This window comes from Alkalicoccus luteus (genome assembly GCF_012034335.1).
In the GTDB taxonomy this organism is placed as follows: domain Bacteria; phylum Bacillota; class Bacilli; order Bacillales; family Salisediminibacteriaceae; genus Alkalicoccus; species Alkalicoccus luteus_A.
Genome location: NZ_JAATHJ010000032.1, coordinates 1 through 15,407 on the forward strand (window position 1 = coordinate 1; position 15,407 = coordinate 15,407).

15 protein-coding genes are annotated in these 15,407 nt (G+C 50.3%); 4 read left to right on the forward strand and 11 right to left on the reverse strand.

Annotated features, from left to right (window positions below):
* Positions 1-917: 917 nt before the first annotated feature.
* The 11 genes from HCN83_RS14940 to HCN83_RS14990 form a co-directional block, all read right to left on the reverse strand.
* Complete coding sequence (locus HCN83_RS14940) at positions 918-2,177, reverse strand: cytochrome P450 (RefSeq protein WP_246238264.1); 1,260 nt, start codon at positions 2,175-2,177, stop codon at positions 918-920.
* On the reverse strand, positions 2,164-2,511 hold the full coding sequence (locus HCN83_RS14945) for a general stress protein (RefSeq protein ID WP_168008723.1): 348 nt from the start codon (positions 2,509-2,511) through the stop codon (positions 2,164-2,166). Before HCN83_RS14945 ends, HCN83_RS14940 begins: the two co-directional genes overlap by 14 nt.
* Before the next feature lie 230 nt (positions 2,512-2,741).
* Positions 2,742-3,860: an HD-GYP domain-containing protein gene (locus tag HCN83_RS14950; RefSeq protein ID WP_168008725.1), complete on the reverse strand. Its 1,119-nt coding sequence runs from the start codon at positions 3,858-3,860 to the stop codon at positions 2,742-2,744.
* A 210-nt stretch (positions 3,861-4,070) separates the two neighbouring features.
* Complete coding sequence (gene gyrA / locus HCN83_RS14955; protein WP_168008727.1) at positions 4,071-6,617, reverse strand: DNA gyrase subunit A; 2,547 nt, start codon at positions 6,615-6,617, stop codon at positions 4,071-4,073.
* Between the two features lie 154 nt (positions 6,618-6,771).
* Entirely contained in the window at positions 6,772-8,688 is a 1,917-nt protein-coding gene (gene gyrB / locus HCN83_RS14960) for a DNA topoisomerase (ATP-hydrolyzing) subunit B (RefSeq protein ID WP_168008729.1), read from the reverse strand.
* 30 nt (positions 8,689-8,718) lie between these two features.
* On the reverse strand, positions 8,719-8,997 hold the full coding sequence (gene remB / locus HCN83_RS14965) for an extracellular matrix regulator RemB (RefSeq protein WP_168008731.1): 279 nt from the start codon (positions 8,995-8,997) through the stop codon (positions 8,719-8,721).
* Between the two features lie 11 nt (positions 8,998-9,008).
* Complete coding sequence (recF, locus tag HCN83_RS14970) at positions 9,009-10,130, reverse strand: DNA replication/repair protein RecF (protein ID WP_168008733.1); 1,122 nt, start codon at positions 10,128-10,130, stop codon at positions 9,009-9,011.
* An 11-nt stretch (positions 10,131-10,141) separates the two neighbouring features.
* Positions 10,142-10,360: a S4 domain-containing protein YaaA gene (yaaA, locus tag HCN83_RS14975; RefSeq protein ID WP_168008735.1), complete on the reverse strand. Its 219-nt coding sequence runs from the start codon at positions 10,358-10,360 to the stop codon at positions 10,142-10,144.
* A 241-nt stretch (positions 10,361-10,601) separates the two neighbouring features.
* Entirely contained in the window at positions 10,602-11,744 is a 1,143-nt protein-coding gene (gene dnaN, locus HCN83_RS14980; protein WP_168008737.1) for a DNA polymerase III subunit beta, read from the reverse strand.
* 169 nt (positions 11,745-11,913) lie between these two features.
* A complete protein-coding gene (gene dnaA, locus HCN83_RS14985) occupies positions 11,914-13,269 on the reverse strand; it encodes a chromosomal replication initiator protein DnaA (protein WP_168008739.1) in 1,356 nt (451 codons plus the stop codon).
* Positions 13,270-13,676: 407 nt separating this feature from the next.
* Complete coding sequence (locus HCN83_RS14990) at positions 13,677-13,886, reverse strand: hypothetical protein (protein WP_168008741.1); 210 nt, start codon at positions 13,884-13,886, stop codon at positions 13,677-13,679.
* A gap of 244 nt (positions 13,887-14,130) precedes the next feature.
* Between HCN83_RS14990 and HCN83_RS18650 the strand changes: the two genes are divergently transcribed.
* The 4 genes from HCN83_RS18650 (at position 14,131) to yidD (ending at position 15,401) form a co-directional block, all read left to right on the forward strand.
* Complete coding sequence (locus tag HCN83_RS18650; RefSeq protein ID WP_281351754.1) at positions 14,131-14,262, forward strand: hypothetical protein; 132 nt, start codon at positions 14,131-14,133, stop codon at positions 14,260-14,262.
* Positions 14,263-14,415: 153 nt separating this feature from the next.
* Positions 14,416-14,553, forward strand: coding sequence for a 50S ribosomal protein L34 (gene rpmH, locus HCN83_RS14995; RefSeq protein ID WP_168008743.1), 138 nt, complete (start codon positions 14,416-14,418; stop codon positions 14,551-14,553).
* 220 nt (positions 14,554-14,773) lie between these two features.
* Positions 14,774-15,136 carry a ribonuclease P protein component gene (rnpA, locus tag HCN83_RS15000; protein WP_168008745.1) on the forward strand — a complete coding sequence of 121 codons (363 nt, stop codon included), beginning with the start codon at positions 14,774-14,776 and terminating at the stop codon, positions 15,134-15,136.
* Between the two features lie 7 nt (positions 15,137-15,143).
* Complete coding sequence (gene yidD / locus HCN83_RS15005; RefSeq protein WP_168008747.1) at positions 15,144-15,401, forward strand: membrane protein insertion efficiency factor YidD; 258 nt, start codon at positions 15,144-15,146, stop codon at positions 15,399-15,401.
* Positions 15,402-15,407: the final 6 nt, after the last annotated feature.

Sequence of the window (15,407 nt, forward strand, 5' to 3'; positions counted from 1 at the left end):
AAAGCTGTCCTCCCGGTGAAACCGGTCGGTCAGAACGGAATCTGGCTAAAGATTCCTGTATTTCAAAAATTGACAGAGAATGATTCATTCTCTTTCCTTCTTCTCGTCTTTTGTTTAGTTTTCAAAGGACAGCAAACGCCGCCCTGTCTCAAGAGCGACTTATTACATTTTATAACAGCGCTTCAAATAAGTCAATACTTTTTTTGAACTGTTTTCGCCGCTGTGATGCTGTGCTCCTCAGCAGCGAGATTAAATATATCACGGGAGTTTTGCCCGCTGCAAGTCTTTTTTCATATTCAGAATTCTTATTTAACTCAGGCTCATTTTCAAGTAACAAATAGAGACAAATACAAGGTGACCTTTACATAAACATTAGCAGCTTACTTTGCACTTAGAGGCTCTTCCTTGCTTACAAACGATTGCCGGTTGATGGTACTGATCTTCAATGGAACCAGTCTGCCAGGTTTGATCACGCACTGTAAGGAACCATCGTTTTCTTCAAAAGCGACTTAATAAAGAAGGCTGCCTTAAAATAGCTTTTTATTAGAAGATAACTGCCCCTGCTTCACTCCCGGCAAGGCTTCCCAAGAGCTGGTTCCCGACTAATGGTGGCGAAAGAGCATGACGCCAACATACATTTTCGAACTGCGCTGATCCTCCAGGTGTCCCTGCCTTCGTTCCACAGCGTTTACTATTTTCATCTTTTCTGGTGAAGTGTTCCCTGCATATCGTGGCTCTGGTGAACGCTAAAAGAGCTAAAAAGAAAGAAGCACATGCTATTCTCTATTATATGACCGCTGGATTTTAGTTGCATAACGAGTAGATGAGCTTTGTTTCTACTATATAGTAGATACGTTTTTCAAAGTGTGATGGAAAGCCCCCGCACTGGTGAGCCAGTACGGGGTACTAAGGCAGCTTTACACCGGCTGCACGTTTTTTAGAATAATGCCGCTCTCCGGAATCGCAGGAATTTCCGTTAAGCTGAACGAAAGCTTTTGATCCGGCAGGTCATAGCTGAGATGCTCGTGCAGCTGATAAACGATTTCTTTTAATAGCTCCACCGTCATCCATTCACCTGCACAACGGTGGCCGAAATCAAACTCGCCTCCGCCTTGTGGAATAAACTGAAAAGGTGTTCCCTGCCAGCCTTCAAAGCGTGACGGCCGAAACAACCCGGGATTTTCCCATTCCTCGGGATGATGGTTCGTTCCGTATAGATCCAGCAGCGTCAGCGTATCTTCTTTAAACGTGTGACCTTCCCACGTAAAGTCTTTTCTGACGCGCGCAGCTGTAAATGGAAAGAACGGATAGTAGCGGCGAACTTCCTGCACAAAACGCTCACGTGCATCGTCTGAATCAAGCTTAGATGCCTCTCCCGGATATTCATGCAGCGCAAGTGCCGTGAATGCCGCGTATACCGATATAGCCGTGATCGGCCGAATCAGATTCAGCAGTTCAACCGCCGCGGTTTCGGCTTCTAATTGTTCTCCATTGTGATCCCGATGCAGACTGAATGCTTCCAGCGGGGTTCCGGCGACATGATCCAGCTCGCCGTTTCGAACCTGTTCCACATAGGAAATCATCCACTTTTCTGCATCCGACCTTGCTTTCCATCCTTTCAGATGACGAAGACCAATGTGTGCAGGTGTTTCGAACATCTCGCTGATTTGCTCAGCGCGCGCTTCTGTATCTTCTTCAAGCGGTACGCCTGTCCATTCGCATGCTGCTTCAAACAGCACCGTCTTGACGTTTTTATAAAACTGCATCTCATCCTGCTGTTCCCATACGCGGACGTGCTTTTGCCAGCGCTCCGCAAACAGACGCCGAATCGTTTGAAGATCATCCGGTTTCATCACCTGCATGAACATTGCTTTTCGGTGACGATGAGCCTCTCCGTCCAGACCTTGCACACCGCCTTCTCCAAACAGCGTCTTTTGAACAGGTTTCGGAGCAGCACCTTCGCGCTTAAACTTTTCTGTATCATAAAACAGTTCGGCCATTTTGCTTCCAGTCAGACAAATTGCCGTTTCTCCGAGCAGTTTCGTCTCAAATATATTAGACTCCATTGTGTAGCGCCGGTTCAAGATAAACTGATAACCCTCTTTTAAAAGCTTGAGCGAATGATCCATGCCTTCTTCTTCCGGGATATTGCGGTTTTCTTCTTTAATAAATATCAAATCCCTCAGGTGCATTTTGCACGACAACGAGCACCTTTCCCTCGTCCAGCTTCTCTTCCAGTTCTTCTGCGTGATATTCTTCAAAGCCGAGCTCTTCCAGCTTCGCACGCAGCTCGTCTCCTTTTTTACGGAAAATATTGCGTGCTGCAGTACCGAGCGTCTCTTCATCGAGTCCGATCGTATTTGCCTCTGCGTTATCGGCAATGCGGTCTGTCCGGTCCTCGTCATGTGTAATGATGTAAATGTCATCCTCGTTAATGTTTTTACTCTTCAGTGACTGGATCGCTTCAATTACATCCTGATCATTGTGAAACTCTTTAAAAATCGGCTGCATCGTGCTCATCCTCTCTCTAACGTATAATTTCTGTCGCTTTGACAGAGCTATTAGAGGTGTACCACGTACAGGAATCACAGAAACATATTTAGCATAATTAGGTAAAAATACGCTGTTCGTTACATGTGAAAAGCTTGAACATCTCCTTAACGGTGAGGAAAAAGAAGCAAAAAGCCGGCAGCGGAAATTCCGTACCGGCTTTATCAAGTAAGCGTGCTAATTTAGTCGTATCAGGAAGAGGCTGCAGCTTCTGATGACGCAGATGCCTCTACAATATACAGATTTGGATGGCTGATAAGGTCCAGCTCCTGCCCGGATTCAAGACGAACAACAGGTCGAAGCGGGTTATCCGGTCTGATGTGAAGCACGTCAGCGGCATTTTCGTTGTTTAGCTGAACCGACTGACCGACGCTGAACATGGCGAGATGACCTGTAAAGCACGCCGTCATCGACTGATCCAGTCCTGGAAATTCACCGGCTGCCAGTTGTTCCAGCACGTGATAAGGAGACATTTTTGCCCGGTAAAGCCGTTCCGCTGTCATTGCATGAAACGTATCGGCAATCGCGGTGATGCGTGCAAAGGCGTGAACTTTTGTTTTGGAAACACCGAGCGGATACCCGCTCCCGTCAAGACGCTCATGATGCTGGAGCACGCCAAGCATCGCCTTTTTATTAAAGCCCGGTACCTTTTCGAGCATACGGTAGCTGAGCACGGGGTGTTTTTTCAGTTCATCAAATTCATCTTTGTTCAGGCTCCCCTTTTTTTGAAACGGGTCGTAGGAAAGACGGGCCATGCCGCAGTCAGCAAGCATTCCGGCTAATCCGACCTGAATAACATCCGCCTTCTCATATCCAAGCCAGCGGCCGAGCATGGCGCTGTAAACACCTGCTGCAACGGCATGATAGTAAATGTAATTCTTTTTATCGCTGAAGTGATACAGCTCCAGCAGCTCGCGATTCGTCGGCTCTTTCTCATACAGCGGCAGAAAAAGCTGCCGCATCGTATACGGCTCAATCGGCAGACGTCCCTGCCATTTCTGAAATTCTTTTTTAAACAGCTGTACCGCGCGAAGGTAGCGGTTCGTAAAGGAATCGTTGTCATCCAGCAGGCTTACCTTTGCCGGTCCTCTCGTCTTCTGCTTCTCCTGCAGCTGACGCTCCGGCTGAAACGCCGTGCCGTCTACCAGCTTTGCTTCTGTATGGACGCTTTCGACAAGAAAGGTCTTTAATATGTGAAGGTGCTCCTCCTGCAAAACCGTTTTTTTCGGCACCAGCGGTTTAGCAGTCAGCTTCATGACGTCCTGCTGTAAGATGCATCCTGGTACAAGATCTTCTACGTAAACGTGCATGAAACCCGCTCCTTTTCCATCTGTTATCTCTTATAGTGCCTGTAAAATAGGACTAAAGTCAAGTGATACCCATTAAACAAGGTCTTATGACTCATTATAAAAGCCTTCCCCCTTTTTTATCGGACTGATGCAGGCAATCGTCAAGTGCCCTTGCAAGCTGCACGAAAAAAAGAGCGGCTCCGGCAACTATCCCGGAACCGCCCTTTTGCTTTAATCGTCGTTTTCGTTCTCTTCTGCTGAGGAATCCGGAGCCTCAGCTTCCGGAGTTTCTTCCGTTTCTTCCGGAGCGTGCTCTCCTTCTTCAATTTCCAGCGTTTCTTCATCTTCGCTGATGTTTACCCGTGCTACAGTCGACACGTATTCACCGTCGGATACCCGTATCAGGCGAACGCCCTGCGTGTTCCGGCCGGTTTGTGAAATCTCCGCAACGTGCATGCGGATCACGACGCCGTTCGTCGTAATGACCATGAGATCATGATCCTCTGCGACGACTTTCAGGGAGACGACGCTGCCGTTCTTATCCGTAATGTTACATGTCTTAATGCCTTTACCGCCTCTGGACTGCTCGCGGTACTCCTCAATCGGCGTCCGCTTACCAAAGCCGGATTCGGTTACGATCAGTACATCCTGGTCCGGATACAAAATATCCATGCCGACAACTTCATCGTCTTTTCCGAGCTGAATTCCTTTCACGCCGGCTGCCGTACGACCCATGGAACGAACGTCCTTTTCATGGAAGCGGATCGACATCCCCTGACGCGTTCCGGTGATCAGTTCCTGATCGCCGTTTGTAAGACGGACACCGTGCAGCTCATCGCCTTCCCGCAGCTTAATCGCAAACAGCCCGCCGCGGCGGATGTTTTTAAATGCCTTCAGCTGCGTCCGCTTTGCCACGCCGAACTTCGTCATGAAGAACAGCGAACGCTCCTCCTCTTCGAAGGATGAGATCGGGATGACCGTACTGATATATTCATCCGGCTCAATCTGCAGCAGGTTAATGATCGGAATCCCTTTGGACGTCCGCTTCTGCTCCGGCACTTCGTAACCCTTAATCCGGTACACCTTGCCTTTGTTTGTAAAGAAGAGCAGGTGATCGTGCGAGTTCGTGATAAACAGGTGGCGCACGAAATCTTCGTCATACGTTCCCATTCCCTGCACGCCTCGTCCTCCGCGCTTCTGGCTGCGGTAGGTGGAGACAGGAAGGCGTTTGATATACCCCTGGTGAGAAAGTGTGATGACGACGTTCTGACGCGGGATAAGGTCCTCATCTTCAAACGTGTCCTCTCCGATCGTGATGATCGTACGGCGGTCGTCACCGAAACGGTCACGGATTTCAGACAGTTCTTCCCGGATGATTTCCAATACTTTTTCTTCATCGGCCAGAATCGCGCGAAGCTCCTCAATTTTTGCCATGAGGTCTTTATATTCGCCTTCAATTTTATCGCGCTCGAGACCGGTCAGACGCTGAAGACGCATGTCGAGAATCGCCTGCGCCTGTTCGTGGGAAAGCTCAAAGCGCTCCATCAGGCCGTTTCTGGCAATATCTGTTGTCTGGGAGGCCCGGATCAGCTCGATTACTTCGTCAAGATGATCCAGCGCAATCCGCAGACCTTCCAAGATGTGCGCGCGGGCTTCCGCTTTTTTCAGCTCATAGGCTGTACGGCGCTTAATGACCACTTTCTGATGCTCGAGATAGTGAGCCAGTACTTCTTTCAGCGGCAGCACCTGCGGACGGCCGTCGACGAGCGCCAGCATGTTAATGCCGAAGCTTGTCTGCAGCGCGGTCTGCTTATAGAGGTTATTCAGGAGCACGTTGGCGTTAGCATCGCGGCGCAGCTCAATCACAATACGCATACCGGTCCGGTCCGACTCGTCGCGCAGATCGGTGATGCCGTCGATTTTCTTATCGCGGACGAGCTCCGCAATTTTCTCGATCAGACGGGCTTTATTCACCTGGTACGGCAGCTCCGTTACGATGATCCGCTGCTTGCCATTTTTCTCCTGAATGTCCGCCTTGGCGCGGATCAGGATCGATCCCTTTCCGGTTTCATACGCACGGCGGATGCCGGAAATACCGACAATTTCTGCTCCTGTCGGGAAATCCGGTCCGGGGATGTACTCCATCAGATCAACCGACGTCAGCTCCGGATCCTCACTGAGAGCGAGCACGCCGTCAATGACTTCATTTAAGCTGTGCGGCGGAATGTTCGTTGCCATCCCGACCGCAATCCCTGACGTTCCGTTGACGAGCAGGTTCGGAAAACGAGCCGGCAGCACTTTCGGTTCATGCTCCGAGCCGTCATAGTTTTCCTGATAGTCAATCGTGTCTTTATTAATGTCACGCACGAGCTCCATCGAAATTTTCGACATTCTCGCTTCCGTATAACGCATCGCGGCAGCCGCGTCGCCGTCGACAGAACCGAAGTTCCCGTGTCCGTCGACGAGCATGTTGCGGTAGCTGAAATCCTGCGCCATCCGCACCATCGTTTCGTATACGGCAGAGTCACCGTGCGGGTGGTACTTACCGATGACTTCCCCGACGATCCGCGCAGATTTTTTGTATGCTTTATCGGCTGTAATACCGAGTTCATTCATTGCGTAAAGAATACGCCGGTGCACCGGTTTCAGTCCGTCGCGCACATCCGGCAGCGCCCGGCTGACGATAACACTCATCGCATAATCCATAAATGATGTGCGCATTTCCTGACTGATATTTATGTCGTGTACCCGATCATTTCTATTTTCCTGGTCCGCCATTCATGACCCTCCATCCTCCGGGCCGTGAAAGCCCGTTTTCAGCGGCTGATGCCGCTTGTTCGACTATGTAGGCAGGACAGCATCGTGTCCTGCCGGTAGTATTGAAACGCCGTATATGCAGCGTATTCTGCTTCGGCTGCGTGACACTGCGTGATTAAATATCGAGGTTCTTCACGTAGTGGGCGTTTGCCTGAATAAAGTCGCGGCGCGGCTCTACCCGGTCGCCCATCAATGTTTCAAATACTTCATCTGCAAGCATTGCGTCATTTAAGTTTACCTGCAGCACCGTGCGCATGTCCGGATTCATCGTCGTCTCCCAAAGCTGGGTCGGATTCATTTCTCCGAGACCCTTATAACGCTGCAGCGCCGGCTTTGGAGTCGGATCAAGCTCGCTCAGAACCCGCTCCATTTCCTTTTCGTTGTATGCGTAATGAATCGCTTTACCCTGCTTAATCTGATAGAGAGGCGGCTGGGCGATGTAAATGTAGCCTTCCTCAATCAGTGGACGCATGTAGCGGTACAGGAACGTGAGCAGAAGCGTCCGGATATGAGCGCCGTCGACGTCCGCATCTGTCATGATGATGATTTTATGGTAGCGCGCCTTGGAAATATCAAAATCCTCGCCGATGCCGGTGCCGAGCGCTGTGATGATCGCCCTGATCTCGTTGTTGGAAAGAATTTTATCAAGCCGTGCTTTTTCAACGTTAATAATTTTTCCGCGCAGCGGCAGAATCGCCTGGAAGTGGCGGTCACGGCCCTGCTTGGCGGAACCGCCTGCAGAGTCACCCTCTACGATATAGATTTCACTGATCGACGCATCCCGCGATGAGCAGTCTGCAAGCTTTCCTGGCAGCGCACTCACTTCAAGCGCTGATTTACGGCGCGTCAGCTCCCGTGCTTTTTTCGCGGCATCTCTTGCGCGCGACGCCATCAAGCCTTTATCTACAATCTGCCGGGCAACCGTCGGATGCTCAGCGAGAAACTTGGACATATGCTCAGAGAAAAGCGAATCGGTAATCGTTCGCGCTTCACTGTTGCCAAGCTTCGTTTTCGTCTGTCCCTCAAACTGCGGATCCGGGATCTTGACGGAAATAATCGCGGTCAGCCCTTCCCGCACATCGTCACCAATCAGGTTCGGATCGTTTTCCTTAAACAGGTTGTTTCTGCGGGCATAGTCGTTGATAACACGCGTCAGACCGGTTTTAAAGCCGGATTCATGCGTTCCGCCCTCGTGCGTATTGATGTTATTGGCAAATGAGTAGATGTTGCTGGAGAAGCTGTTGTTGTACTGCATTGCCACTTCGACATGAATGCCTTCCTTGTCGCCTTCGAGGAAAATCGGCGGCTCGTGCAGCGCCTCTTTCGTCCGGTTCAGGTGTTCCACAAACGACTGAATGCCGCCTTCGTAAAAGTACTCTGCCTCGCGCCCGTTCTCACGCTCATCTTTTACAAAGATGCGCAGTCCGCGGTTAAGGAATGCAAGCTCGCGCAGCCGGTTTGCGAGAATGTCAAACTCAAATTCGGTCGTCTCAGAGAAGATCTCCTCGTCCGGCCAGAACGTGATCACGGTTCCCTGTTTATCTGTCTCACCGATGACCTGCAGCTCCGTATGCGGAATACCGCGCCGGAAATCGATGTAGTGAATTTTACCGTCAAGGTGAACATTGACCTCGAGCTTCGTCGACAGGGCGTTTACGACCGATGCCCCGACGCCGTGCAGACCGCCGGATACTTTATAGCCGCCGCCGCCGAATTTACCGCCTGCGTGAAGCACGGTCATGATGACTTCAACAGCAGGACGTCCCATCTTCTCATGGATGCCGACCGGAATTCCGCGGCCGTTATCCTCAACGGTGATCGAGTTGTCCTCTCCGATCGTGACGTAGATCGTATCGCAATGACCGCCCATCGCCTCATCGATGCTGTTATCGACAATTTCCCAGACAAGATGGTGCAGCCCGCGGCTCGTCGTCGAACCGATGTACATTCCGGGACGCTTACGGACAGCTTCCAATCCTTCCAGAACCTGAATTTGACTTTCATCATAGGACTGATTATTATCCACACTCATTGTTCCTCACCTGCATTTCTTCCCGCTGTTTTATGGGCGGGTGGATTCTTCTTCTTCCGCGTTGGCAATCGTTTTATTCTCGGCCCGGCGTTTCAGCGTGTGCGACGAGATTGGGGACAGATAGATGCAGTCATCGGTCACGACGATTGATTTCGCCGGATCGCCGGTGACCTCCACCGTCTGCTTGGCCTCGCGGCTCCGCTTCATAAAGGCTCTGTTTTCCGCCGAAGCTTCCTCGCTCTGGTGATCGAGAATCGTGATGATCCGTTCTGCTTTCAGTACGATATCTCCGCCTAAATGAATAAACATGGGGCGCCTCCTTAATCGTTCCGGATGACCGTTCCTTCCTGGACGTAAAAAGTGGCCGCTTCGCGAAGCAGCTGATGGTCGATGCCGTCAACGCTGGTCGTCGTCACGAACGTCTGCACCTTTCCTTTGATGGAATTCAGCAGATGCGTCTGCCGGTGGTCGTCCAGCTCAGACAGTACGTCGTCCAGCAGGAGGATCGGGTATTCGCCGGTTTTCTCATGTATCAGCTCAATTTCCGCAAGCTTCAGCGAAAGAGCTGTCGTCCGCTGCTGGCCTTGGGAGCCGTATGTCTGAATGCTGCGTCCATTCACAAAAAACGCCAGATCATCGCGGTGTGGTCCGATCTGGGTCGTCCCGCGCCTGAGCTCCTGGTCGCGGACACGGCTGAATTCGGCACGGAGCACGTCGGCTGTCTCCGCCGTACTCATGCCGGCTTCCGCCGGCACAGTCGGCTCGTAGGAGAGCGTCAGTGCTTCCTTTCCGCGGCTGATGTCGCGGTGGATCGGAGCTGCCCAGGCTTCCAGCGTCTCCAGAAATGAAAAGCGCCGGACGAGCAGTTCCGCTCCGGACTGAATCAGCTGCTCGGTCATAACGTCAAGCATTGCTTCATCCGGTGTCTTTCGTTTGTCACGAATATCTTTCAGCCATTGATTGCGCTGCTTCAGTGCTTTGTAGTACTGAGAAAGATGATACAGGTAAACAGAGTTGATCTGACCCATTTCCATATCCAGAAAGCGCCGGCGTACCTGCGGGCTCCCCTTCACGAGGGTCAGATCCTCGGGGGCGAACATGACGATCGTGCACGTTCCGATATAGTCGCTGAGGCGCTTTTTTTCGAGGCCGTTCACCTTTACCTTTTTGCCCTGCTTGGAGAACACGAGCTCCATGTCAAAATTGCCGTGGCGGTTCGTAAAGCTGCCGCTAACCCGTGCAAACGGCTGATCCCAGCGGATTAACTCGCGGTCACGAGGCGTGCGGTGGGAACGTGCCATAGCAAGGACATAGATCGACTCCATCAAGTTCGTTTTCCCCTGTGCATTTTCGCCGAGGATGACATTCACCTGATCTTTGAAGGGCAGCGTGACGTCCTCATAGTTGCGATAGTCCTTCAGCTTCAGTTCATGTATATGCAAGAGTGCCTCCGCTATTCACCGGTGATCGTCAGCTCCCCGATTCCTTCAATGACGACACGATCGCCCGGATAGAGCTTCCTTCCCCGGCGGTCTTCAGCTTCCTCGTTTACAAATACCGGAACTTCCGCCAAAAAAGGCTTCGCCTCGCCGCCGCTTGAAATGACAGCTGCCTCTTTCAGCGCCTGCCCGAGCGTGATAAATTCGCCACGCACGGTAATGTCTTCGTTCATGCCCCGTCAACTCGCTTTCTGCACAAATACGTACACAAAATCTCTCACTATACATTGTACTAAAGATTGACCCGTGACGCCAATATTAATTATCTATTTTACGAACAAACGTTCCTTATTCCGGTGTCTGTCCATTTTTCCACCGTGAAAGCTCTCCCAACATGCTTCCTTTTCCTGAATACAGGAGCAGCGAAAAACCGCTGCTCCGGGACATCCGGAACAGCGGCTTCTGTTGGAACGATCAGTACGTACGCACCGGTGAAAACAGGTGAAGCATGTAGTCACGGTCTGCCGGACGCATAATGAACGGGCTCATAGCGCCGGTGAACTGGATCGTGACGTCATCGGATTCAATAACCCGCAGTGCGTCGATGATATTTTTTCCGTTAAAGGAAATACGGAGCTCTTCCCCGTTGAAGCTGTCGCACGCAACTTCTTCGGTTACCTTACCGACTTCCGGCGTCACAGAAGTGATTTCAAGCGTCGATTCACCGATCGACTTCAGGTTCACGACGTTGTTTTTGCCGTCTCTCGAAAGGAGCAGTGCACGTTCAATCGCTGCAAGCAGCTTTTTCGCCTGAACCTGAACCTCTGTTTTCGAACTCGTCGGAATCATGTTTTTCGTCGCCGGGTAGTTGCCGTCGAGCAGCCTGGAGAAGAAAAGAATGTTTTTCGTTTTGAACAAGCACTGATTGTCAGTCACAGTGACACTGATTGTATCTTCAGTGTCGTCCAGAATTTTACTCAGCTCAGACAGGCTCTTGCCGGGAATAACGACATTCGAGAATTCCATGTCCGCCGGGCTGTCTTCAAGCGCTGCTTCACGCATAGCGAGGCGGTGGCTGTCTGTTGCTGTGCACATCAGCTTTCCTTCTTCCAGTCCCCAGTGGATTCCGGTTAAGATCGGACGTGTTTCTGCTGTAGAAACTGCAAAAGCAGTCTGTTTAATCAACGCTTTGAGCAGATCTGTCTTCAGCTGAAATGCATTACCCTGCTCCACTTCCGGCAGTCGTGGAAATTCATCGGGATCGAGTCCGTTTAAGTTGAACTCGGAGCTTCCGGAGCTGATTTTCGTCACGTTTTGATCGTTAACGCTCACTTCAACCGTCGTTTCCGGGAGCTTCTTAATGATATCGGCAAAGTATTTCGCCTGAAGCACAATCGAGCCCGGCCGTTCGATATCCACGATTTGATTATCCCCGTCTTCTGCAGGAATGTAGGCTTCAATGGAAATGTCGGAGTCACTGCCTGTTAATGTCACTCCTTCGTCAAACGCTACCATTTTCAGACCAGACAGAATCGGCATGGATGCTCTGGAGGAAATAGCTTTTGAAACGTGCTGGATATTTTGAACGAAAACGTCTCTTTGGATCGTAAATTTCATAACGATGAACCTCCCTGATAAATATAATATTAATTAATGAACTTGCCGTAGTAATAGTACTAGGCGCTGTGAATTTGTGGATAACCCGCGAAAGACCTTGCAAAGTGAACTTATTCACATGTGGATAACCTGTGTATAAGTACGTGCAGGATATCCACAGTTTACACAGTCAGCCGGAGCGGAGCTGCGTGGTAATATCCTCTACCTGCTTTTGCAGTTCCGGATCTTCCTGAAGCAGCTTCGAAATTTTTTCATGTGCGTGAATCACCGTAGTGTGATCCCGCTTCCCGAAAGCAGCACCTATTTTAGGGAGTGAGTGATCCGTCAGCTCACGCGAAAGATACATCGCAATCTGGCGCGGGTAGGCTACAGTTTTTGTGCGCTTTTTCGCCTTCATATCCTCCACACGAACACCGTAAGCCGCCGCCACGGAAGACTGAACGTCCTCAATCGTGATTTCCCGGGATTTTGTATTCGGAATAATGTCCTTTAAAGCGACTGCAGCAAGATCAGCATTCATGTCCTGATTAATGAGCGACGAATACGCGACAACCCGGATCAGGGCGCCTTCCAGCTCACGAATGTTCGTGTCGATCTGATTGGCAATGTAGAGCATGACTTCGTTAGGAATATCGAGGTTCTCTGCTTTTGCTTTCTTTCTCAGAATCGCAATTCTCGTCTCCAGATCCGGCGGGGTAATATCCGTGATCAGGCCCCATTCGAATCTGGAGCGGAGCCGGTCTTCAAGCGTCGGAATTTCCTTTGGAGGACGGTCACTGGAGATCACGATCTGCTTGCGTTCTTCGTGAAGGGAATTAAACGTATGGAAGAATTCCTCCTGCGTTTGTTCCTTTCCCGCGAGAAACTGAATATCATCGATCAGCAGCACGTCGACGTTCCGGTATTTGTTGCGGAAGTGAACGGCCTTGTTATCCCGGATGGAATTAATAAATTCATTCGTAAATTTTTCGGATGACAAATAAACGACTTTGGCATTCGGATTATGATCGATCACATAATGTCCGATGGCATGCATCAAGTGCGTCTTGCCGAGTCCGACACCGCCGTAAATGAACAGCGGATTGTAGGCTTTCGCCGGAGCCTCAGCTACGGCAAGAGAAGCTGCGTGGGCAAACCGGTTCCCGCTCCCGATAACGAACGTATCGAACGTATATTTAGGGTTCAGCATATGTTTTGGCGGATTGTCGCCGTTGTCCGCCGGAGGTGCGGGCGGTTTTTTGGCCAGATCCGGTTCGGGTTCGGCTATCTCTTCTTTCGGAAGCACAAAGCGGGCTTCCAGCTCGGCTCCTGTCAGTTCCTGCAGTGTTTCCGTGATGATGGTGAAGTAGCGGTTTTCGAGCCAGTCCCGTGCAAATTCGTTCGGCGCAATAATCGTAATCATATTGGAGCTCTGGTCGATCGCATCAGCAGCCGTGTCTTTGAACCACGTATCAAAGCTCGGTTTACTGACCTTCTCCTCGATTTTGGCAAGCGCCTGCTTCCAGAGATCATCTAAATTTTCCACGCATGTCCCTCCTTCTATCCAGCCTGTTTTAGAACAGCCTATCCTTCCTATGTACAACCTCTGAACAACATGCCTGAATAAAGATACACACAGCAGAATGTGCAGAACAAGTATTATAGAAGAAAACAGGGTTATTAACGCTGTACACATAATTGTGGATAAGCTTGTTAAGGGTTTCTGTATAACTATCCACACTGTTATACACAACTGTGGATAGATTATGTAGCGCGTGAGGTTTTCCACGCGAAAAAACATCACTATCGTATCAAAAAAAAGCACGTATGGCAATCATCTTATGAAGTTATCCACACTATCCCACCCCTTGTGGCTAAATTTTATCCACAACACAAGATAGTGTGAAAAACTGCTGAACATGGCTGTGGAAAGAAATCGCGGACGCTGAAATCTTATCCACAGGCAGTTTCGTAGAGGTTTTGAAAAACACATTCGGTCTTGTTCCACGTGCTTTTTTCAACGTCACCCAGCAAGAAAAGGACCGCTTGCTGAACTGCTAAAAACGGTTCCCGGCAGCTGGTGCTGATTAAAAAACCTGCGGCTCTATTTTCTGTGCTTGCCGCAGAGGCATCCTTCCTTAAAACAGGATGAGCTTCACGCATTCTTTTTTTCGCTTTTCTTGAGTGGTTTTACATAAATAGGAGAGAAGGCGGACGTCCGGGGAAGAACGAGCCGGGAAAATCCCGCAGCGGAACGAGGAAGCGGAGGATTCCGGGCTGCAGTGGGGTTTCCTGCTGCAGGATACTTTCGCAGAGCTTTTTGGACAGCGGCTGTCTGCGTGTGCTGCTGTTTTAGCTCCCTCTATTAGCGAAAGCGATCGGTGCTTACAGAGGAGGAGGACATGTTTTGTCGGAGAACACGCTTTATGTCCGGCTGATATCGATCGAATATTTTATAGTAGAAACGTGCAGCCGGGTGAGAAGGAACAGCAGAAGAAATGAAGAAGCGGGAGGAGTCGTCAGCCTGACAGCCGTATAGGGAACGGTAAAATGAGCGCTTGACAGGAGCGGGGGAAGAAATTATAATTTACAAGACTGCCTGAAGGAGCATAACTTTAGGCGAGATCGCGCTGGACAATAATGAATTAGAAAACTTATTGTTTCATGAACGCTGAAACAGGAGGTGTGACTCATGGGTAAGCCGACATTCAATCCAAATAACCGCAAGCGTAAGATGAACCACGGTTTCCGTACGCGTATGGCTACGAAGAACGGTCGTAAGGTTCTTTCTAACCGCCGCCGTAAAGGACGCAAGGTTCTCTCTGCGTAAAGAAAAGGCCACTGCTCATACAGTGGTCTTTTTTTACAGGAAGCATATCGTGACGTCATCCGGTTAGCCGGATACCGGCCGCAGCTGTCCCGGGTCGACCTGGTGACAGCTTCTTGTTTGCTTGAACGTCACAAAACAGTCACTGCCGATGATTGAACGGGGCAGGAAGATTAGGTAAAATGAATAGCGTCACAGGCGCTGTATAGAGAGGTGCCCGTGCATGAAAAAGGAAAACCGCTTACAAAAAAACGAGGATTTCCAGACTGTTTTCCGAAGCGGCAGTTCCGCTGCCAACCGCCAGTTTGTCGTGTATCAGCTTCGTCGTGATGCCCAGGAGCATATTCGCATCGGGCTGTCTGTCAGCAGAAAGCTCGGCAATGCAGTCCGCCGCAACCGGATCAAGCGGCTGATGAAAGAAGCGCTTCGTCCGATGGTTGCGGATTTGAAGCAGAACTGCGATGTTGTCATTATCGCCAGAAAGCCGGCTGCGGATATGGAGCTTGATGAAATGAAGAAGTCGCTTCGTCACGTCATGAAAGTTGCCAAGCTAGTCGACCGTTCTGTTTCCAGCCAGCGGAGGTGAACAGAAGATGGCGGAGTTTCTTGCGTTTTTTGTAAGGATGTATCAGAAGTATATTTCGCGCTTCACCCCGGCTTCGTGCCGGTTTTATCCGACCTGTTCCCAGTACAGCCTTGAAGCACTTCGTACACATGGAGCTTTAAAGGGCACGTACTTAACGGTAAGGAGACTGTTGAAGTGCCATCCGTTTCATCCGGGCGGGATCGATTACGTTCCGGAAAAGAAAGAACGGAGCCGGCAGGAATCGGAGCATTTTCGTCGAAAATAGATAGGA

Bases quoted from the DNA above. Each gene is read 5' to 3' on its own strand.
- yidD (WP_168008747.1), top strand. From the start codon at position 15,144: ATGGCGGAGTTTCTTGCGTTTTTTGTAAGGATGTATCAGAAGTATATT.
- HCN83_RS14990 (WP_168008741.1), bottom strand. From the start codon at position 13,886: ATGCGTGAAGCTCATCCTGTTTTAAGGAAGGATGCCTCTGCGGCAAGC.
- gyrB (WP_168008729.1), bottom strand. From the start codon at position 8,688: ATGAGTGTGGATAATAATCAGTCCTATGATGAAAGTCAAATTCAGGTT.
- gyrA (WP_168008727.1), bottom strand. From the start codon at position 6,617: ATGGCGGACCAGGAAAATAGAAATGATCGGGTACACGACATAAATATC.
- rnpA (WP_168008745.1), top strand. From the start codon at position 14,774: ATGAAAAAGGAAAACCGCTTACAAAAAAACGAGGATTTCCAGACTGTT.
- dnaN (WP_168008737.1), bottom strand. From the start codon at position 11,744: ATGAAATTTACGATCCAAAGAGACGTTTTCGTTCAAAATATCCAGCAC.
- HCN83_RS14945 (WP_168008723.1), bottom strand. From the start codon at position 2,511: ATGCAGCCGATTTTTAAAGAGTTTCACAATGATCAGGATGTAATTGAA.
- yaaA (WP_168008735.1), bottom strand. From the start codon at position 10,360: ATGAACGAAGACATTACCGTGCGTGGCGAATTTATCACGCTCGGGCAG.
- rpmH (WP_168008743.1), top strand. From the start codon at position 14,416: ATGGGTAAGCCGACATTCAATCCAAATAACCGCAAGCGTAAGATGAAC.
- HCN83_RS14950 (WP_168008725.1), bottom strand. From the start codon at position 3,860: ATGCACGTTTACGTAGAAGATCTTGTACCAGGATGCATCTTACAGCAG.
- remB (WP_168008731.1), bottom strand. From the start codon at position 8,997: ATGTTTATTCATTTAGGCGGAGATATCGTACTGAAAGCAGAACGGATC.